The sequence below is a fragment of the Pseudomonas sp. HR96 genome (genome assembly GCF_034059295.1).
Taxonomy (GTDB): Bacteria; Pseudomonadota; Gammaproteobacteria; order Pseudomonadales; family Pseudomonadaceae; genus Aquipseudomonas.
On sequence record NZ_CP139141.1, the window covers coordinates 3,649,854 to 3,670,873 of the forward strand.

The 21,020-nt window shown below is 62.0% G+C and carries 9 protein-coding genes; 1 reads left to right on the plus strand and 8 read right to left on the minus strand.

Going from position 1 to position 21,020, the window contains the following annotated elements; translation table 11 throughout:
• Positions 1-22: 22 nt before the first annotated feature.
• The 8 genes from SFA35_RS16330 to SFA35_RS16365 form a co-directional block, all read right to left on the minus strand.
• Entirely contained in the window at positions 23-2,521 is a 2,499-nt protein-coding gene (locus SFA35_RS16330) for a CS1-pili formation C-terminal domain-containing protein (protein WP_320571581.1), read from the minus strand.
• A gap of 147 nt (positions 2,522-2,668) precedes the next feature.
• Entirely contained in the window at positions 2,669-3,157 is a 489-nt protein-coding gene (locus SFA35_RS16335; RefSeq protein ID WP_320571582.1) for a CS1 type fimbrial major subunit, read from the minus strand.
• 385 nt (positions 3,158-3,542) lie between these two features.
• Positions 3,543-9,716, minus strand: coding sequence for a hypothetical protein (locus SFA35_RS16340; protein WP_320571583.1), 6,174 nt, complete (start codon positions 9,714-9,716; stop codon positions 3,543-3,545).
• A gap of 233 nt (positions 9,717-9,949) precedes the next feature.
• Complete coding sequence (locus SFA35_RS16345; RefSeq protein WP_320571584.1) at positions 9,950-10,951, minus strand: ABC transporter substrate-binding protein; 1,002 nt, start codon at positions 10,949-10,951, stop codon at positions 9,950-9,952.
• Positions 10,952-10,982: 31 nt separating this feature from the next.
• Positions 10,983-11,840 carry an ABC transporter permease gene (locus SFA35_RS16350; RefSeq protein ID WP_320571585.1) on the minus strand — a complete coding sequence of 286 codons (858 nt, stop codon included), beginning with the start codon at positions 11,838-11,840 and terminating at the stop codon, positions 10,983-10,985.
• A gap of 20 nt (positions 11,841-11,860) precedes the next feature.
• Positions 11,861-12,715: an ABC transporter ATP-binding protein gene (locus tag SFA35_RS16355; protein WP_320571586.1), complete on the minus strand. Its 855-nt coding sequence runs from the start codon at positions 12,713-12,715 to the stop codon at positions 11,861-11,863.
• Positions 12,716-12,729: 14 nt separating this feature from the next.
• The gene (locus SFA35_RS16360) at positions 12,730-13,614 is read right to left on the minus strand and encodes a TauD/TfdA family dioxygenase (protein ID WP_320571587.1); all 885 of its coding nucleotides are present in this window, start codon (positions 13,612-13,614) and stop codon (positions 12,730-12,732) included.
• Positions 13,615-13,770: 156 nt separating this feature from the next.
• Positions 13,771-19,992, minus strand: a complete 6,222-nt coding sequence (locus tag SFA35_RS16365) for a hypothetical protein (RefSeq protein WP_320571588.1) — start codon at positions 19,990-19,992, stop codon at positions 13,771-13,773.
• 288 nt (positions 19,993-20,280) lie between these two features.
• On the opposite strand from SFA35_RS16365, the gene SFA35_RS16370 reads away from it, so the two are divergent.
• The gene (locus tag SFA35_RS16370; protein WP_320571589.1) at positions 20,281-21,018 is read left to right on the plus strand and encodes a gluconate 2-dehydrogenase subunit 3 family protein; all 738 of its coding nucleotides are present in this window, start codon (positions 20,281-20,283) and stop codon (positions 21,016-21,018) included.
• Positions 21,019-21,020: the final 2 nt, after the last annotated feature.

A 21,020-nucleotide genomic window follows, 5' to 3' on the forward strand; every position in this document is an offset into this window, starting at 1 on the left:
TCTCTGAAAAATCCAATTGGGCTCAGCTGCGAGCCAGTTGTCCCGTCGTGGCGCCGTCGACGCAGCGCAGGTCGCCGGCCATGAGCAAGTCGCCTTCGGTCTCGAGACTGTTGAGGTCAAGAGCGAACTGGCACAGCACCTGGTCGTTGCGCAGCACCTCCAGGGTGGGTGTGCTGGCGCTGAGTTCCATGGAGAAGAACCCGTCCACCTCGGTCACCCCGCGGCTGGCGTGGTTGATGACGTGGTGGCCCTTGAGGGGCAGGCCTTGCTCATCCAGCAGACGACCGAGCACGGTCACGGTCTTCATCACCCGCACCTGCTGGTAAGCCACCCCGCCCTTGTTGAGGTGGTAGCGCGCCCGCGCCGGCTGGATGCTCGCCGCCGGTGCATGGGTGCCCTGGAAGTCGAACTGCACACTGGCATCGCGGTAGGCGCTGATCGGCAGGACGTTGCGTCCGGGGCGCAGTACGCCGCCCATACCGCTGAAATCGTCGGCGCGCAGCTCGAGGCCGTCGATGTCCGACTCGACGTCGATGATCAGCCCGGCTTCCTTGCCGACGTGCTGGCCGGTGAACGCCAGGGCGCCGGCGCCCACCACCAGGTGATTGTTCAGGTTGAGGTTGCCGGTCAACGCATTGTTGTAGGAGGAGCGCTGCACCATCAGCTCGCCGTTGCCCAGCGGCGCCTCGAAACGCGCCGACCCGGTCATGCCGACGCCGTAGGTGTCGGCCTGCAAGCCCGCGCTGAGCGACTTGACCGGGCCGGCCTCGACATCCTGGTGGTAGCCAAGGCTGGCATTGCGGTCGTTGCTGCCGTCACGCGAGGTCCGCGAGCCGACACTGGCGGTGAACCGTTGGCGCGGCTCGCCCAGCGCCATATTCAAGCTCAGGTCGACCCCGCGATTGCGCTCAAGGCCGCTGCTGACCGTCGCCGGGCGATCGAACACGGACAGACGCCAGCTCGAGTCCTTGCCCAGCAGCCAGGCGCTGCGCATGTAGCCCAGGTCCATGCCCATGCCCTGCACCTGGCCTTCGCTGTGGGACAGCCGCGCGCTCAGGCTGTCGTTGCCACCGAGGCGGTGGTAGACGCCCAGCGCGCTCTGGCTGACATTGCCGTTGTAGGGGTTGCGCTGGCGCACGCGCAGGCCACCGGGCAGGGTCTCCCAGGTGTGGCGGTTGTCCAGCCAGCTGCGGTTGTGACTCAGGTACAGGTTGCCCGAGCCATAGTCGTGGCGCGCCTGCAGGTCCATGCCCATGCCGCGGCCCTGGGCCTGGTAGAGGGTGCCATAGACGTTCGAACGCTCGCCCACGCCCAGGTCCAGCGAGCCGCCGAGCTGGTTCTGCTCGCGCACCTGGCGCGCCGAGAGACCGACGACCGCCCGCGGGTGCAGCAGGTAGTTGACCGCGCCACCCAGCGTGCTGCCGCCGTCGGCCTGGTTGTCCCAGTTGCTCAACAGCTTGCTCTCACGGCCGGCGAAGACGTTGTAGCGCCAGCGCTGGTCCGGGTTGCGCCAATTGCTGGGTTTGTATACAAGCGCTTGGGTGCGCGAGGTTTCGCTGCCGTCTTCCATCAGGCGCACGTCGATATCGTAGATGCCGCCCGGCAGTGGCCGTGTGTCGAGGGCCTGCAGACCCGGCTCGACCTGCTGGCTGTTGATCAGCGAGCCGTTGCGATAGATCTCCACGGTCGCCGCGCGGTTGGCCGTCACGTAGATGGGGTACACCGCCGATTTGGCACCGTCCTTGGTCAGGCTGTCGGAACTGCCCAGCATCAGCCCCAGCGCGGTGTCGGGGCTGTCACCAAAGAGTCGCGGCTGGCGGCTCAAGCCGAGCGAACCCGGAGTGAAATAACCCAGGCGCAGGAAATGCTCCTGCCATTCGCGCTGGGTGTGCAGCTCGTGCACCGAATGCCGCAGCCGATCGTCATCACCGCCCAGCTGGCTCAACTCGCCTTGGAACGTCTGGGTCCAGTTGCCGAGGCTGGCAATTGCCTCCAGGCCCCAGCGGCCGGCAAGGTCCTGCTGCTGGCCGCCGGACAGGTTAAGTTGATTCTGCAGCATCAACCCGGTACTGCCGTTTTCCGGCAGCGCGTGGTAGGTACTGGCGACGCGGCCGCGCTCTATGGTGCTGGTAAGCAGCGCGAGCTCGGAATTGGCCAGGCTGTAATGCGCGGCCACCAGCTCCCCGCACTGCTCCTGGCAGGGCCCAAGCCCTACACCGGCCTGCAGCAGGGCTTTCCAGGTATCGCGCTCCTGCTCGGTGTAGGCGCTTTGGTAGGTGTCGGTGAAATCGAGCAGGGTCACCCGCTCATCGCGCGACAGCACCACCATGGCTTCACCCAGTACCTGACCATCGAGCATGACGCGCACGGCCAGGGGTACGTCGAAGAAGTGTTCCTGGAACTCCCTGGGCAAGCCTTCGGCCTGCAGCAACAGGCTGACCGGCGCACGGGCGTGCGCCGTTTCCACGCTCATGGCCAGCACCAGGCTGATCGCGACGGGCAACGGGGCATACTTGAACATGATCATCACCGGATAGAATTGAATAGCAGACAACAGCGCACTTCGGCGCAACATTGCGTTGACCGAAGTGCGTTGATACTTAGGCAACTGCTGGGGCCGCAGTACGAATGGGTGACTCAAGCAACGCAGCGGCAATCCCGAACGCCGTTATGGAGTTCCAGCATCGAATGAGACAGTAACATTACCGCTGTAAGTACCCGCCGTGTAGGCGCCGGTCTTCCCGGCGGCAATGACCAGCTGGAACTCCCGTGCAGTTGCCGATGTTGGAACGACAACGTTCTGGGCGACGGTCGTCAATGTGATACCGTTGAAGCTCACGGCGAGCGGGATGCTGTTGGACCCGGACATCAATGTGGGGGTATTGGTGTAGAGGAGTTGTGCGCTGACCGGAGCGGCGCTGTTGATGACGGAGAACGCCTTGCGCACGGGGGTCAAGGTGTCAGAGGCGATGTTGTAGCTGAGCACCTGAGGATCGTTGATCCAGTCACCTTCCCGAGGCACGACCGCGAAGGTCTGCGTCGGCACGGTGGCGGTCAGTTTGATAGTGTGCTCTTGCGGGGTTGCCATGACAGGCAAACTGACAACAGCGGTAGTGATGGCGACAGCGCCGAGGTATTTTTTCAACAAGCCATTCATCGATGCATTCTCTGGTGTAAGTCGGACAACTGATGCATTCGTTCCCCGCCAGGGCGAGTCAAGAACACCCGCAAAATGATGCCCGATGCGACGGATCCGAAATACCTAGAAAATGCCTAAAAACAAACTTGTCGAGAGCTTAATCATATGACTATTACCGCTTTGCAACCCGTGCCAGCCCAAGGGATTCTTGATACATCTTGCAAAGTTACTGCTGTTGAGAATTAAGACACGGCCTATTTGAGGGTAAAGTCGCGCTGACTTGCTGTCATGGCGGAAATAGCGCAAATGATGTCTTGCGAACACATTAAAAACTGGGGGCCGTGCCGCCTCCCGCACTTTTGACCTGGGCCAATTGTGGAAGGGGTCTGAGCCGCTACGCCCCTCACCGACCGGGTTCCAGCATCGGCTCCTCATACTCTGGCGAACCATCCGGGTCGGGGGGGGCTGGCGCGGGCCTACTGGGAGGCTCGATGTCGGGGAAGATCGGCGGAATCTCGAAAAGTGGCAGGGGGTCAGCTGTCAGCCCCATGCCACGCCATAACTGCCCATATCGGATGGCCGCAAAGCGTTGCTCCTCCAGATTTTTGCGTAGTTGTTCCTCGACTTGCCAATGTGCGCGGTTCTCCATGACCCCCCACAGGGCATTAACCTGTGCGCCCATCATGGAAGAGTCCGGGTTTGGCAAGCCCGCAAGCTCTAAGCGCAATCTCTCTGCGGCCTTGCGCAGCATCAAGTATTCCATTGCCGTACTGCCTACAGCTTTGGACTGGCCCTTGTCCCAGGCTTTTATCAGCTTCGGCCGGTCAGCAAGCTTCCTTTCCAAGAGGGTTCGCGCCTCTGCGCACTCCTTGGTACGCTGCTCACGAAGCTCCAGGCGATAATCGAGGTTATGGCCAAGAATGCCTGCCCGGTCGAGTTGGGTGGCGGCAAAGGCCGCGAGGGGTCGCTCCCTGTGCTTGTCTTCCTGCAATCGGCTCTCGAGCCTGTCGACCAGGACCTTCATCGTTTCGATTTGTTCGAGCCACGCATCCTTTCGGCCGGGCAACTGGCGGGGGTTCACATGCTCGAATTCGCGCAACATGTACTGCAGGGTCGTCATCTGCTTGGTTGCCTCGGCGCTACTGTCGGTCATTACCCGATCAGGCGCCTTGTAATCATAACTTCGATCCGGCAACGGCGCCGACCGCACTTGCCAGCGGCCACCGGCCTCGTGCAACGAATACAGTTGCTCCGCGCTGCGATCATCGAGAGCGCCCAGGTATTGATAAGTGATACCGACGTTGAACGTGGGCGGCTGGCCTAATCGCCGATAGACACCCACCCGGTGCGGATCATCGTTATCGTGAGCTTTCCAGCGGTTATGCGCAGCGTCTATCGGAAGCGGCTGCGGTTGGCTGACCTTGAGATTGCCTCGCTCGTCGCTGATCACCCAGTCGAGGTTAGGTTGGCCGGGCTGCGGACTTACCGTTGGGCGCAAGGTCGGCACGGGTGTAGCGGCGGTCTTCTGTTTCTCCATGGCCAATCTGGCTTCCTCGATCTGCTGGGCATTGAGCACGATGCGTATGACCTGCCAACTGCCGTCGCGCCATACCAGGCGCACTTTCTGGTTGCCGTAGAAGTTGGCCGGGTCACTGCCAAGATGACGATAGGTTCGCCGCCCGATGCTGCGGTAGTTGCCTGGCATCCGCGGGTCCAGTGCCACGGTCTCACCCCATTGATTTTCGTCGCTGTCGGCGCTGAACAGCAGCAGTTTTGCAGGCTGGGGCTGGCCGTCGGCGTCGATTGACCACTCGACACTGGCGTTACGCTCGGAAAGGCTCGGCAAGGTGTCCCTGGGCAGATAACGATTGGCACCGGGGTTGCCAGTGGACCGGTCCCGTAGCTGCGCGGGAAGTTCCTTGGCCAAACTTTCCGGAGTCCCTATGAGATCGAAATCCGTTTCGTCGAAAGCGGCCTGCACCAGAGGACTCAAGAGCAGCGCCTTGCTTAGCAATGCACTATTCACGGCATTCTTCATGAGTTCACGGACCTTTTGCTCGAATATTCGCCTGCGCAGCGAGATAGACGCCGCGTTCATCTCCGCAAAGGAGAAAATGCTGAAGTGCTCCGCCACGTCATGGGTGAACTCAAGCGTGTTCAAGTCGGCGTTCTGTTGCAGGAAATCGGCCATACCAGACATCCGCTCGCCTGCAGTCGGCGGCTTGACCGGCTTCATCCGATTCACCACCCGATCGACGACAAACTCGCCCATCACCAGAAAGAAGGTCTCGGTAAGGAGGGTCATCAACCAGCGTTTGAGAAGGTCTTTGCGCTGCGTGTCGGTCTCGACCATTCCAGATCGCAGCACGGTCGATAGCGTCGATGTGGTCACAGCCGCCAGCCAGGCCGCCCTGGCGAACGCGGTGGCGCCCTGAAGCGGTAGCGCGCCCAGAATGGTCAATCCCGTGGCGATGAAGTTGCCAACAAACTCGGCCTTGTGCGTCCAATACGCATATTGCTGATCGAAACCGGTCATGGAACGCGCATCGGCACCGTTCTGCAGATCGCGCTGCAACAGGTTCACCTGCAGTTGTGCAAACTGCTGCACCGACAACTTTTCCAGGCTTTTGAGCCGCAGCGGGCCCGGCACCCGGGTTCCGTCCGCTACGTGCAGCGCTTCGATGCGCGTAATGAATTCAGGTGAATAGGTCAGCGTACCGTGCTCGTTGCGTTGCATCCGGGCGTAGTCCAGCTCCGCCTTGCCGATGCGTCGGGCGATTGCATTGAATACGTCGGAGTTGATGCTCGCAGTACTGCGCAGTATTTGCGTCACTGTTTCGATGCGGGTAACCGTGGTCGCAAATCCGCCCACCGTGCTGGCGCGGGCCGCGTCGTATGCGTCATGGACCTGACCGGTGTTCATGAACACCACGATGTCGATACGTTCGGCAAGGTCCACGTAGCGAAAGGCGTTAAGCAAAGTATGTTCGAGTTTGCCGGGGGTATTGTTGCGGCCTGAAAAGGACGCCACCGGCTCGGCATACACTGGCGTGATGTAAGCCAGCTTGGCGTCGAGACGCTCCCGAGGAGAATAGTCCTGACGACCGACCGCCCGCTCGAGCCGACGGTAGACTGCCGTCTCCACGCGCGCAGCCATTTTCGACTCATGCGCCGCCATATGTGCCACCAGCGCCTTGTCGTAATCTTCGGCAATGGTCGCCGTGTTGAGCGATTTGAAATATTCCTGCTGAAGCGGGTCCTTGGCGGAAATCCAGTAAGAGTTGTCGCCTATGGCTTTCTTTAGGTTGCCAAGCAGCAACTCCCTCGCTGAAATGCGGGTCTCGCCTTGCATACCAAACAGGAAGCGTCGATAGAACCGCCGCTCAGCCGGCAAATCGGTCGCCGCATTCGGCGAGAAAAAAGTGTGTACAGCGACATAGGGCTGGGTGACGGGCGACGTGAAATACAGTAATGGATTGTCTTCGTAGCTTTGAAATTCGATTTCCAACTCTTCGTCGCCACTGAACCCAGGCGGACGCAAAAAATGACTGTTCTTGATCACGGCTCCAGCGTCTTCGGCGAAGGCCTCGATGCTGGCCAGCTCCGGCGGCAGTTCCCCGCTTTCTTCGGCGCGCTCTTTCAGGATCTTCTCGATCCGCGCAGTAAAATAACTATCGACCCTGGCAGCCACGGTCAGGGAGGTGATGGTCGCCTGCGGCGGCTGAAGCAGCGTGCGCAGCTCATCACCCACCTGTGGTTGGCTGTCTACCGGGACGATCTGCAGTGCGCCCTGCCCATCGCGGCGTACCCTGATCCGCGCAGGAGCGGTGGCACGGTCTTGCTCCACACTGCGGCGCTTGATCGAATGCACCATCGAGGCAGAGTGGGTGGAGCTGTCAGGATCGGGAGAATGGTCGAACAGTTCATGCAGCAGGCGCGCCACTGCCGGTGCATCGGCCAATATCTGCGGGTCGCCGCTTTCGCTCTGTAGATAATTTTCCACTGCTTGCAACAGGGTGATGGGCGCTCCCGGCACCAGCGGCGTATAAGGCTCGTCCGCCGCCTGTTGCGCCGCCTCCTGCTGACGTCGTTGCGCCGCCCACCCATGCAGTCCGATCCCCACGCTGGCGGTGACCAGCGCACCGGCGATCCCCAAAGCCGTGCCCCGATAACGTCTGAGTAGACCGCGTGGGGCTTGGTTGTCTGCGCGCGGTTCACTGCCTGGCACGCTGGCGTACTGGTCACCCCACTCGCTGCGAAAACTTTTAGCGGCATAGAGCAGCGGCGCCAGCGCCGCGAAATACATGACGTTGCCGCCCATGGCAATCTGCTCTGAGCGCCACCGGCCAGAGGGTATCGCCAGACCGCCAAGATCATGCTGTTGCGCGGCGACCGATGTCTGCAGGTCCAGACCCTCGGTTTGCGAAGCCGCCGCACCAGGCAAGCCGCCGAGCAGTGGGCTCTGCTGGGGCAGCATCGCTCCTATGGCATCGGCAAGGCGGTTGACCACCCAGCGTTCGGCCTGAGTACCGAGCCTTTTCAGTCCCGGGTTCGGACTGTCCTGCAGGGCCTGGGCGAAATGGTCCAGGCGTGCGACTGGCCCGTGGCTGACCTGCGCGTCGTTGAACGCGTCCATGACCAAAGGCAGCAGCGGTATGGCGTCCAAGGCCGCATGGGTCTGCGGCGACAGATCGAAAACAATCTTGACCAGGCGGATGGCCGACTCCAATAGGCCCGGCGCTTCGCTTGCGGCGGTGGCGTTCCACCAGCGCCCGGCAATCGCCACGCCGCGCTGCGCGGCCTTGAACAGCCATTGGTGCTGACGAAAGTCCGGCTGTTGCTGACCGGTCAGCGCTTCGAGGTGCTCCTGGAAGTACTCACTCACATGCCCAGCGGCGTCAGAGTAGCTGCCCTGCGTATCCGCCTGGCGCAGCGCCAGGTAGGCGCCCAAGACTGCGGCGCCTTGGTAATCGCCAAGATAGCTGGCCAGGTATTTGCCAGCGCTCGCCATCGTTTCGTGGCTGGGCAGGGACAGCTGCTCAACCAGCATGGCGCCCAGTTCCATGAACAGTGCACGGGCAATCTGCGCATAGCTGGCATCTTCGTCGAGACGATCCTGCAACATCGTCAGCCGGGCCAGCAACGGGCCCCATGCCAAGGCTTCGCGCAGCCCACGGATGACCTGCGGCCCGGCGTTGCTGCTGGCGAGCAGATGGGCGACATCATCGCGCTCCAGGACCCCATTGGCCCAGCGCGATTGCGCCTGGTGCGAACTGCCAGCGGGCACCGGCTGATGATGCTCGAACACCTCGAACGGCAAGGTCAGGCTGCTGACGGCCAGGTGGCCGAACAAGGACTCGAGCAAGCGGCGAAAGCGCGCTTGCTGGAGCAGCTCCACGCCCCAGGCCAACTGCTCGAGGGGCTTGGCCGGGAACGGTTCACTGTCGGCATACAACGTGTAGCCGTCGACCAGCCTGTCCAGGTAGCCGAATACGCTGGTCAGCCATTCTGGTGCCCAATGCGCCGCGTCCGGGCCTAGATGCGGGATCTGTACCAACCAACGTAGCACGGCCATGCTGCGGCCCCCCGCCTGCTGGTGGGCGTCATCTTCTGCAGGCTCGGCGGCGTCGAACAGATGCTCGACGGCCGGACGCAGCACGGCGTCCAGTTGCGGCAACAGAAGGCTGCCCAGGCGGCTGGCTGCGATGAGCTCGAGCAATCTGAAGGCCTTGGTGTAACGGTCTCCCTCGCCTGCCAGAATGGGCCGGAAAGCTCCGACAATCGTGCCCAGTTCGGCGACTGTATCGACAAACCAATGCAGCTCGGCGGGGAACATGGCACGCATGAAGCCGGAGTTCGCCACCACGGCGACATAGTGTTGCGCCGGCGCACCCTCGCGAGCAGTGGACTTGAGCACGTCCACGTCATAGCAGAACAACCGCAGATAGCGCACGCCCTCGACCAGTTGCGAGGCGGCGCCGGCGGTCAGTACAGCGAGAGAAGGCGCCTGTAGCGCGAGCATCAACTGATCGAGGCGATCATCGAGTCTGGCCAGGGTGAATGCCCCGGTCTGGTAATCGTCGAGCAGCTCCAGGCCGGGCAGCACCACCCTGACCAGTTCCTGCAGCTCGGCCAAGGTCGATTCGTTTTCGTCGCCGCTGGGCAGCGAGGCGAAATGCTCGAGCCCCGCCTTGACTCGCTTGAACCCTGCCACCTGATGATCGCGGCGCTGGTGGCGGTCCTCTTCGAGAATCTGCAGCAGGGTACCGACGCCAGGTAACACGGCGGCGTTGACTACCTTGCCGAACAGCGCAGCCAGCAGCCTGTACAACAACTGTTTGGCGACGCGGCGCAGCACAGAGTACTGCGCTGGCTGCCCCTTGCCGATGCCTGCGGGGTACATCGCAGCAGCGGCGGTAACGAACTGCACCTGCAGCCAGGTCAACCAGCCTTGGGCAGGCGCCGTGCTGCCGGCGCCGGTACTGGTGATGACGGCCGAAGGCGCGGATTGCAACGCAGCAGCGTCAGACTGAGCACGCCGCTTGTTACGAGCACCCCGCCAATAGTAGTCACGCATGGTTGCTACCTGTGCGCACCGTGCAGATGAAGGATCGACATTAGCCGCATCGCAAGCTGGCGTTAAGGTTTGATTTATTGCAACTGACGGGGATCTGTAAAATCGGTTTCGCGTGGGTCGAGCTCGAGCACCGAGCTCATCGACCTGCAATCAGGTTGGGTGGGCTGGTCGGGTTGCAGGCCGGTCTGATGGGGTCTGTACAGCAAGAGACCGGGCGCTGCGCATCCTTGTCCTCAGCTCCCGTCGCCACCGTGCGCCTCTTCGAAGAAGTAATCCTTCCAGCTGGCCGCCTTGTTCTTCAGGACACCCAGCTCCTGCAGCTTCTGGGCATAGATGAAGGTACGCTGCGGCACCACGGTGAAGTCGATCTCCGGGTCCTTGACGATCTTCTCGACGAAGTCCTCGCCGAGTTTCGATTGCTCGACGCGGATGTAGGTCTTGGCCGCCGCCACCTTGTCGGCCTTGATGATCTGCGCCGCCTCGGCCAGGGCGTCATAGAACGCCTTGTAGGTCTTGGGGTTGTCGTCGTGGAATTTCTGCGTGGTGTAGAGCACGTTGAAGGTCGCCGGGCCGCCGAGAATGTCGTAGGAGCTGAGCACCTTGTGCACCTTGGGGTTGTCCAGTTCCTGGTACTGGAACGGCGGGCTGGAGAAATGCGCGCTGATCTCGGAGCCGCCGGCGATCAAGGCGGCGGTGGCGTCAGGGTGCGGCAGGCTTACCGAATAGTCGTCGAAGCGCTTGAACTGGTCGTTGCCGTAGACCTTGGCGGTCTCGATCTGCAGGGTCCGCGACTGGAAGCCGACGCCGGCCGCCGGCACGGCGATGCGGTCCTGGGGGGTGAAGTCCTTGAGGGTCTTGACCGCCGGGTTGTTGCTCAGCAGGTAGTTGGGCATCGAGCCCAGCGAGGCGATGGCCTTGACGTTCTGCCGGCCCTTGGTACGGTCCCACAGGGTCAGCATCGGCGGCACGCCGGCCGAAACCACGTCGAGGGCGCCGGCCAGCAGCGCTTCGTTCATGGCGGTGGCCCCGGAGATGCTGTTCCAGTCCACGGTGATGTCCAGGCCTTCGGCCTTGCCGTGCTTTTCGATCAGGTGCTGGTCGCGCACCACGTCGAGGATCAGGTAGCCGATGCCGAATTGCTGGGCGATGCTGATCTTGCCTTCAGCCTGGGCATTGCTGCCGAGCACGGCGGCGACCAGGCCGGCGATGAGGGTGAGTTTGTGTACCGAAGCCATGGAAAGTCTCGTGTCAGGGTTCATGGAAAGATCAGCGCAACATGCCCCAGCGCTTGATGGTCAGGCGCTCGAAGGTGGCGAACAGCAGGTTTTCCACCAACAGGCCGATGATGATCACTGCGGCAAGGCCGGCGAACACCTTGTCGGTGTACAGCTCGTTGCGGTTCTGGAAGATGTACCAGCCCAGGCCGCCCTTGCCCGACGAGGCGCCGAATACCAGCTCAGCCGCGATCAGGGTGCGCCAGGCGAAGGCCCAGCCGATCTTCAGGCCGGCCAGGATCGACGGCAGCGCCGCCGGAATCAGGATGTACCAGACGAAGCGCAGGCCACGCAGGCCGTAGTTGCGTCCGGCCATGCGCAGCGTTTCCGAGACGCCGAGAAAGCCCGAGTAGGTGTTCAACGCCAGCGCCCAGAGCACCGAGTGCACCAGCACGAAGATCAGGCTGTTCTCGCCCAGCCCGAACCACAGCAGCGACAGCGGCAGCAAGGCGATGGCCGGCAGCGGATTGAACATGGCCGTCAGCGTGCCAAGCAGGTCGCGGCCCAGCTGGGTGGATACCGCAAGCGTGGTCAGGCCGAAGGCCAGGACGATGCCGATCAGGTAGCCCTTGATCAGCACGGTCAGCGAGATCCACACCTTGGCCGGCAACTCGCCGCTGGCGATGCCGTCGATGAAGGCGTGGGCGGTCTGCAGGAAGCTGGGCAGCAGCAGGTCGTTGTTCTGCAGGCGCGCGGCGACTTCCCAGAGCACGGCCAGCACGATCAGGATCACGCTCTTGCGCACCCAGGCCTGCTGCCAGATGCGCTGGGGCAGCGACAGCGTGCGCGCCAGCTCCGATTGGGTGAAGGGCTCCAGGGCCACTTCGTATTCCTGGCGAATGCTGTTCATGGTCAAATCCTGCCGAGGGCCTAGTAGGCGATACGAATATTGTTGAAATCCACCGGGGCATCCACCACTGGCGCCTCGCCCTCATCGAACAACAGGCGATGAATACGTTGGGCACTGGCCTGGAAATCGACGCCGCCCAGGCTCTGCAAGTCGTATTGATGGCTGTTGATTTCCGCGCGCACCCGGCCCGGGTGCGGCGACAGCAAGAGTATGCGGTTGCCGACCACCAGCGCCTCCTCGATGGAGTGGGTGACGAACAGCAAGGTGAAGCGCACCTCCTGCCACAGCTCCAGCAATTCTTCCTGCATCTTGCGCCGGGTCAGGGCGTCCAGGGCGGCGAACGGCTCGTCCATCAGCAGGATCTTCGGTTGCATGGCCAGTGCCCGGGCGATCGCCACGCGGGCTTTCATGCCGCCGGACAGGGTGTGGGGGTAGGCTTGGGCGAAAGCCGTGAGGCCGACCTTGTCCAGGTAGTAGCGAGCGCGCTCCAGCGCCTCGGGGCGCTTGAGGGTGCGCGAGGCCAGCAGCGGGAACATGACGTTCTCGATCACCGTCTTCCACGCCGGCAATTGGTCGAACTCCTGAAACACCACGATGCGGTCCGGACCGGGCTCGCTGATGCGCGTGCCGGCCAGGCGAATTTCGCCGGCGCTGGGCTTGATAAAGCCGGCCACGGCTTTGAGCAGGGTCGACTTGCCGCAGCCCGAGGGGCCGAGCAGGACGAAGCGGTCGCCTTGATCGACCTCGAAGCTGACCTCGTGGGTGGCGCGCACGACGCGCTCCGGGGTGCGGTATTCGAGGCTGACGTTTTGCACTTGCAGCAGGACGTCGGTGGATATCTGGCTAGCCGTGTGGCCTTGCGCAACAGCGTTCATCGAAGACTCCTGGATCAAAACGGCGCATCACCCTGGATGGTGGTGCGGTACAGCTTGCGACGCAGGTGGTCGGGGCAGCCGGCAGCCAGGTGGATCAGCGAGCGGTTGTCCCAGAAGACCATGTCGTGGGGCTGCCACCGATGGCGGTAGACGTTGTCCGGCAGCACGCTGTGGGCGTAGAGCTGGGCCAGCAGGTCGCGGCTTTCATCGTCCGGCAGGCCGACGATATGGGTGGTGAAACCCTCGCTGACGAACAGCGCCTTGCGGCCGTTCTCCGGGTGGGTACGCACCACCGGATGAGTCACGGTGACCACTTGCGCCAGTTGCTCGGCGGTCAGGGTCGGACGCCAGTTGGCGGCGTTCTTGCCCTCGCTGTAGCGGGCGGTGTAGGAATGCACGGCCTGCCGGCCTTCGACGGCGCTGCGCAGGTGCGCCGGCAGGGTGTCCCAGGCGCGGTGCATGTCGGCGAACAGGGTGTCGCCGCCTTCGCTGGGCAACTCCTGAGCGTGCAGCATCGAGCCCAGGCTTGGCAGCTCCTTATAGGACAGGTCCGAGTGCCAATACTTGCCGGCGTCGCCCAGGCCGAGCGGCTTGCCGTCCTCGACGATGTTGGACACGATGAGGATTTCCGGGTGCCCAGCCAGCAGGAACTGCTTGAGCACATGGATCTGCAGCACGCCAAAACGCCGGCTGAAGTCGATCTGCTGCTGCGGGGTAATGCGCTGGTCGCGAAACACCACCACATGGTGGTCCAGATGCGCGCGATGCACGCGGGCGAAGTCGGCGTCATTGAGCGGTCGAGTCAGGTCCAGGCCGATGATCTCGGCGCCAACATGGCCGGCGAGCGGACGGATATCGAATGACTGCGGTGCGGGCTGGGCAAGGGAAACGGCGGACATGTGAGCTCCGACTCTAGCTATGGAGTACGAGGTGGATGCCCGAAACTGTAACGATATAAAACGGGATTTTTAAATACCGTTGGGGAATATGGTTAGCACTGAAAGGGTTTTGCTCTCGCGATTCGGTGCAGGCTCCGGCCAGACGTCTCGCGGCTGCTAACTGCGCCCAACCGGTGCGGTGTCGTCATCGAACTTGATATCTCGCTCCAACCCATCGCGTTTTAGCCGCTGCAATTCCTGGGTGCGCAGGTTTTCCGCGAGATCTTCCTGGAGCTGCGCATAGGTTCGGCTTTCACCACCAGAGAAAACAATCACGCCGTCGGGCCCCTCCCAAATCCTCTCCATATCCTCGATGCGCGTGCGCATCTGTTGTTCGTTGTCCTTGAGCGTGCGCAGGCGGAAATCGATTCGCATGATCTCAAGGTTTTTGTTGGTCAGGTCCCAGGCTTTTATGAATGCATGCCGATTCGCTAAACGGTTATCAACGGCGGACCTGAGCATTGCGCAGTCTACGCGTCTTTGCTCACGCAGTTTGCGCCGAGACTTGAGTTCATCTTTCAGAAGCCCCGCCCCATTGAGCTGGCTGTCCGAGAAAGCCTGCAAACGCGCCTCCGTTGCCGCGTCTCCGTGCAGTCGGGACTCGAGCGGAGCGATACCATTGCGCAGATCGACAGCGGCCTTGTACCAATCGTCGGGCCGGTTAGCGCAGCGACGCGGGTTGGTGTTATCCAGCTTGTGCAGCAGAAACTGCAGATCAACCATTTGACGGCCGGCCTCGTCGCTGCTCGCGGCCATGGCGTGATTGTCCGCATCGGGGTCATAGCTGCGATCGGGCAGAGGTGCCGGCCTGGCCTTCCACTGCCCCTGGACCTGAACCAACGAATACAACTTGTCCTGGGTCCGGTCATCGAGCTTGCCGAGGTACTGGTAGGTTTCGCCGGAAATGAACATCGGCGCAACGCCCAGGCGCCGAAAGAAGCCCACTTCGTGCGGATCGTCATTGAGGTGATGCTTCCATCGGTCACCTGCCTCAAAGGTCGGCAATGGGTCCCACGGAGTCACCCGCAGGTTGCCGGAAACGTCTTCGATCTGCCAGTCGATCTTGCCTTCGGCGCCATCGTCAGCGGTCGCCGGCCGCAGAGTCGGCGCCCTTGTAGCCGCTGTTTGCTGCTGCGCTGCGCGCTTGGCCTCCTCGATCTGCTGGGCATTGAGTACGATCGGGGTCGCTTTCCAGCGACCGTTGTCGGACATGAGGCGAACCTTCTGATTGCCATAGAATTTGGCCGGGTCGCTGCCCAGGTGGCGATAGGTCGCGCGCCCGATACTGCGGTAATCACCCGGCATCTGTGGATCGAGGTCCCGCGTCATCCCCCACTGGTTTTCGGCGCTGTCATCAGCAAATTTCGGCAGCTTGGAAATCCCCGAGCGCCCCTCTTCATCCACTGACCAGTCCATGCTGGTGACGCGTCCGGCGGCGCTGCCCAAGGTGTCACGGGGCAGGAATCGGCCCCTCCCAGCGCCGGCGGTGGTATCGCGACGCTGCAGTGGCTGCTCGCTCGCGATACCCTGGGCAGTCCCTATCTGATCGAAGTCGACCCGGTTGAACGCCGCTTGCACGTACGGGCTTAAGAACAACGCCTTGCTCAACAGGCCAAGGTTCACCTTTGTTTTTATGCGTTCACGCAGTTTTTTCTCGAACGCTTGCCTGACGGCTGCAGAAGTTCTGTCTGTGAGTGAAAAATCGAAACTGGCAAAATATTTTTCGAGTTCGCTCCTGTGTAGGGTGTTATTGAACTCAGGGTGTTGCTTCAGGAAATCGTCGAGGCCAGATTTTCGCCAAGGCTCGCGGTTCGCTATTTTTCTAGCCAGTTTGTTACCGAAAGGGTCTACGAATCTTTCACCCATCGTCAGGAAAAAGACCTCACAGCATAGAGCGAAAATCCAGCGCCTGAGCAGCTCGATGCGCTCTTCGCTACTTTCGGCCATACCCCGGCGCATGATCAGGCTGACCGTGGCAGTGGTGGCCGCCGCCAAAAATGCCGCTCGTGCGAACCACGTGGCGCCTTTGACGGGCAAGCCGCCAAAAATGGTAAGCCCGGTGGCAATGATGTTGCCAACGAATTCGGCTTTGTGGGTCCAGAAGGCATATTCTTGATCGTACTGGGAGCTCGAACGAGCGTCTGCATCGCTTTTCAAGTTTCTTTGCAGCAGCTCGTGCTGAATGGTCGCGTAATCGGCGACCGTCATCTCGGTAAGGCTCTTGAGCTTGAGAGGGCCTTGATCGCGATAAAGATTATCGGCCTGCACGGCCTCGACTCGCGCAATGAACCCCGGGTCGTAAACCAGCTGTCCCTGGGGATCACGCAACATGCGCGCATGGTCAAGCTCGTCCTTGCTGATGTGCTTTGCGATACTCTTGAACACGTCGGTGCCGATACTGGCGGTACTGCGAATGACCTGCGACAGGGTTTCGATACGCGTGACCGATGTCGAGCGCCCCTCGCGGGTGCGAGCCTCCCCGGTTTCCCTGGCCTTGGCGCGTTTGGGGCGATAGGCGTCATGGACCTCACCGGTGTCCAGGAACAGGATGATGTCGATCCTCTCCTCGATGTCGACGTAGCGGACGACATTCAGCAGAGAATGCTCCAAAATGGCGGGGGTACCAAGGCTGCCCTTCAACCCGGTCACCGAATCTGCATACACCTGCGAAACGAATGCCTTTTTCTGGTCGAGACGTTGTTTTGGCACATAGTCCGACCGACCCACCGCGCGGTTCAGACGCTTGTAGACCTTGGCTTCAATGCGCTCGAGCATTTTTTCCTTATGTTTCTCCATGTGCGCGACCAACTCCCTGTCATAGTCTTCGGCCAGCGTCGCGTTGTTCAGTGCTTGCAGATAAGCGTCCTGCGCCGGGTCGATGGCGTGGATTCCATAGGTGTTATCGCCAATGAGCTTTTTCAGATTGCCCAACAATACTTCCATGGCCGAAACATGGGTGCGGCCGGTCATGCCCAGTCTGCGGCGATACCATGGCAGCGATGAAGGAAGATCGGTTTCCTTGTTCGGTGAAATCAACGTGTGCGCTCTGACGTAGGGCTGAGTGATCGGCGATGTGATATACAGAAGCGGGTTGTCTTCATAGGTCTTGAAGCGGATTTCGAGTTGTTCATCGGGATCGAACAGTGGGGGGCGCATCATGTAGCTCTCTTGCTTGATTGCGCTACCGGCGCCTGCGGCGAAGGCCTCGATGCTGACAAGCTCGGCCGGCAGCTCGCCACTGTTTTGGCCAATGTGCTCCAGGTCCTCATCGATGCTCTTGGTTTCATAGGCGCTGAGTGCTACAGCTCGCTTCAGCCTGGAGACCATTTCGTCCGGTGTCTGACTCAGAGGTTGCACAGATTCACCGGGCTGGGCCTGCCGGCCACGGGGGATTATGCGCACCCTGCCATCTTTGTCGCGACTCAGGCGAATACGCGCGACACCGCGCTGCTTGGCCTTGCGTTTAGGACGGCGGGTCGGCAGGTGTTTAATCGAAGCCACTCTGGAGTGGGGACGCGGCGAAGGGGCCTTGGAAGGGGTCAGTGGGTCTTCAGATACCTCGCGGATCCCCCTTGAGAGGACCTGAGCGCTTGCGGCGGCGTTATCGGGCGCCTCATCGAAGTCCTCAGCCTCATCTTCATACTCATCGTTGGCAGAATCATCCAGAAGCTCGTGCAACAGGCGCTCGACGGCCGCTGAGTCCTCGAGAATCAGCGGGTCGCCGCTTTGCTCCTTGAGGTAGTCCTCAACGGCCTGCAACAGGGTGATGGGTGCTTGCGGCGCCACCGGCAGGTACGGTTCTTCAAACGCCCGTTGCAGCTGTTCTTCCTGGCCGCGCCGCTGGGCCCACTGATACAGGCCGATACCCACGCAGGCCGAGAACAGCGCTGCGGCGATGCCCATCGCCGTGCCACGATAACGATTGAGGACACTGCTCGCCGGCGTTGCATCCCGTTGTCCGGTGCTGCCGACCCGTGCATAGCCGCTGCGTTCGTGCCGGTAACTGTAGCCACCGTAGAGCAAGGAGAGCACCGTCGCGAACCCGAAAACACCAGCCCCCATGGTGATCTGCTCGGAACGCCAAAAGGGCGAAGGGACGCTCAAGTGACCTAGGTCGACCTGCTGTTCGGCGACCGAAAGCTGCAGATCCTGCCCTTCGCTCGGCGCGGCCGCCGCCATCGGCAGATTGGGCAATAGCGAGGCATCCTGGGGCAGTAGGGCACCCATCGCGTCGGACAGCGTATTGACCAGCCAGCGTTCGGCCTTGGTGCCCATTTGCTTGATACCGGGATTGGAACTGTCCTGCAGGGCCTGGACGAATCCGTCGAGACGCGCCACCGGCCCGCTTGCGTCGGCCGAGTCGTTGAACGCCTCCATTATTTTCGGGAGTAATGGAATGGCATCGAGTGCCGCATGCGTCTGCGGCGACAGATCGAAGACAATCTTGATCAGGCGAATGGCCGACTCCAGCAAGCTGGCCCCCTCGCTGGCACTGCTGGCGTTCCACCAGCGCCCGGCGATGGCCACACCCCGCCGTGCAGCACTCGCCAACCAGGCATACTCGCCCAGGGCTGGCGCTGCCTCCCCGGCCAGGATGAGAAGGTTGTCCTCGACGTAACCGGCCAGTTGTCCTGCGGTGTCGGCATAGCTGCTTTGCGGATCCATGTTCAGCAGCGCCAGATAGGCGCCCAGCACCGCAGCCCCCTGGTGGTCACCGACAGAGGCAGCCAGGTACTGGCCGGCTTTGCCCAGAGCGCGGTTACTGGGCAGCCTGATCTGTTCGACCAGCAGCGCACCGAGTTCCATGAACAGGGCGTGGGCAATCTGCGCATAGCTGGCGTCTTCGTCGAGGCGCCCATGTAACCGGCTCAGGCGGGCCAACAGCGGGCCCCATGCCAAGGCCTCGCGCAAGCTGCGTGCGAGCTCAGGCCCGGCATCGCTGCTGGCCAGCATGCCCATGATGTCGTCACGCTCTAAAATGCCGCTGGCCCAGCGCGATTGCATCTGATGGGAACTGCCATCCGACGGCGGCTGCGCCTGTTCGAAGACTTCGAACGGCAGGGTCAGGCTGGTGATCGCCGCTTGGCCGAACAAGGTCTCGAGCAGGCGCCGAAAGCGCGCCTCTTGCAGCAGCTCGATGCCCCAGGCCAGTTGATCGAGAGGCTTGTCAGGAAACGGCTCACTTTGGGCATAAAGCGCAAAGCCGTCAGCGAGCTGATCCAGATAGCCCAACACGCGGGTAAGCCATTCGGGCGCCCATTGCACCTGTGCCAGGCCTTCGTGCAGATTCAGCGCCAACCAGCGCAGCACGGCGAGGCTCTGGCTGCCCGGGTCGAGTGGGTCGTGCGTCTCGTCGAACTCGGCGTCTGCATCTGCGTCTGCCAAAAGAAACTGCACGGCGGGGCGCACCACAGCGTCCAGTTGTGGCAACAGAAGGCCGCCCAGGCGGCTGGCCAGGATCAATTGCAGCAGCTGCCAGGCCTTGGCGTGCCGGTCGCCTGGGCCGGCCATGACTGGCCGAAAAGCACCGACAATGGCACCCAATTCGCCGATGGTGTCGACGAACCAGTGCAACTGCGCCGGCACCATGGCGCGCATCACTCCGGACTTGGCCGCCATGGCGACATACTGCTCCGGCATTACGCCTTCGCTGGCCGAGGCTTTCATCTCGCCCATGTCAAAGCAGAACAAGCGCAGGTAACGTACACCTTCTACCAGCTGCAGGGCGGCACCGTCGGTCAATGCAATGATATAGGGGGCCTTGAGGGCTTCGGTCAAATCACCGAGGCGGTCGTCGAACCGACCCAGGGTGAACGCGCCGCTGTTGTAGTCGTCCAGCAGGTGCAGGCCGGACAGTGCCACCCTGACCAGCGCCTGAAGTTCGCGTAGAGTCTGCTCGTTTTCGTTGCCACTGGGCAGGTCGGCGAAATGTTCAAGCGCCCTCTTCAAGCGGATGAAGCCGCGAGCCTGATCATCAGCATAGGCACGGCGGTCTTCTTCAAGGATCTGCAGCAGTGTACCGACACCTGGCAGGCCAGCATTGACCACCTTGCCGAACAGCCCCACGAGTAGTCGATACAACACCTGCTTGGCAACCCGGCGCAGAACCCTGTACGAAGGCTGCGTGCCCTTGCTGGTTGCGCCGCGATACAGCAAGGCCGTTGCTACTGCAAATTGCATTCGCATCCAAAGCAGCCAGCCTTGGGCCGGTTCGGCCCGGTCAGCGTCAGCGTTCTCAACGCCGCCGGCCTCGGTAGCAGCAACGCCGTTGCGCAGCGCCGGCTGGGTCTGTTCGCCACGCCTGGCTTTACGCGCACCCTTGTAGTAGTAATCGCTCATGCCTGCAACCTGTGGTTCAAGCTCGAAGAAGTCCACAGTAAAGGGGCTCTGCCGCTGCCGTTAAGGTTTGTTTTTTTGCAGGCTTGACCGTGCTGAAAATTCCCATTTAACTGCGGTGCAGCGGGCAAATTGAAACCGGTTTCAATCCGCTTCGAAAGTCGGTACATTTGCCCCCGCCACCCCCCTGCGACAGTTAGCCACGTGTCAACGGCCCTCAAGAGCCCGCGCACCGCACCTTTGCTCAAGCGCCGCTGTCTCAACGAGCACACAGCCGATCAGGAAGCCTTCATGTCCGACTCCGACCAAGACAACCCGCGCCGGGATTTCCTGCGCAAGACCCTGACCCTCATTCCCGTGGTCACGGTCGCCAGCAGCAGCCTGGGCCTGAGTGCCTTGACCGCGCCACTCGCCGCCCCCGCCCACGCCGCCCCGGCCACACCCGCCGCCAGCAATTACCAGCCCAGCTGGTTTACTGCCGAGGAATGGGCGTTCGTCCAGGCGGCCGTGGCGCGCCTGATTCCGGCAGACGATCTGGGCCCCGGTGCGCTCGAAGCCGGCGCGGCGGAGTACATCGACCGGCAGATGAACACCCCTTACGCCACCGGCGCGCAGTGGTACATGCAGGGTCCGTTCGTCACCGACGCCTCGCCCGAAATGGGCTATCAGCTGCAATTGTCGCCGCAGCAGCTCTACCGGCTGGGCATCGCTGCCGTGGACGCGCAGTGCAAGAATCAAGGCGGTAAAACCTTCGCCGAACAAGACAGCGCTACCCAGGACAGCATTCTCAAGGATCTCGAAGCTGGCAAGGGCGATCTGGACGGCGTTCCGGCCAAGGCATTCTTCAGCCTGCTGCTGCAGAACACCCGTGAAGGCTTCTTCTGCGACCCCATCCACGGCGGCAACAGAGGCATGGTCGGCTGGACCCAGATCGGCTTCCCCGGCGCCCGCGCCGACTTCATGGACTGGGTGGAGCGCAACGAGGCGTATCCCTTCCCGGCGGTATCGATTCGCGGCGAGAGAGCTTGAGC

Bases quoted from the DNA above. Each gene is read 5' to 3' on its own strand.
- SFA35_RS16330 (WP_320571581.1), bottom strand. From the start codon at position 2,521: ATGTTCAAGTATGCCCCGTTGCCCGTCGCGATCAGCCTGGTGCTGGCC.
- SFA35_RS16335 (WP_320571582.1), bottom strand. From the start codon at position 3,157: ATGAATGGCTTGTTGAAAAAATACCTCGGCGCTGTCGCCATCACTACC.
- SFA35_RS16340 (WP_320571583.1), bottom strand. From the start codon at position 9,716: ATGCGTGACTACTATTGGCGGGGTGCTCGTAACAAGCGGCGTGCTCAG.
- SFA35_RS16345 (WP_320571584.1), bottom strand. From the start codon at position 10,951: ATGGCTTCGGTACACAAACTCACCCTCATCGCCGGCCTGGTCGCCGCC.
- SFA35_RS16350 (WP_320571585.1), bottom strand. From the start codon at position 11,840: ATGAACAGCATTCGCCAGGAATACGAAGTGGCCCTGGAGCCCTTCACC.
- SFA35_RS16355 (WP_320571586.1), bottom strand. From the start codon at position 12,715: ATGAACGCTGTTGCGCAAGGCCACACGGCTAGCCAGATATCCACCGAC.
- SFA35_RS16360 (WP_320571587.1), bottom strand. From the start codon at position 13,614: ATGTCCGCCGTTTCCCTTGCCCAGCCCGCACCGCAGTCATTCGATATC.
- SFA35_RS16365 (WP_320571588.1), bottom strand. From the start codon at position 19,992: ATGAGCGATTACTACTACAAGGGTGCGCGTAAAGCCAGGCGTGGCGAA.
- SFA35_RS16370 (WP_320571589.1), top strand. From the start codon at position 20,281: ATGTCCGACTCCGACCAAGACAACCCGCGCCGGGATTTCCTGCGCAAG.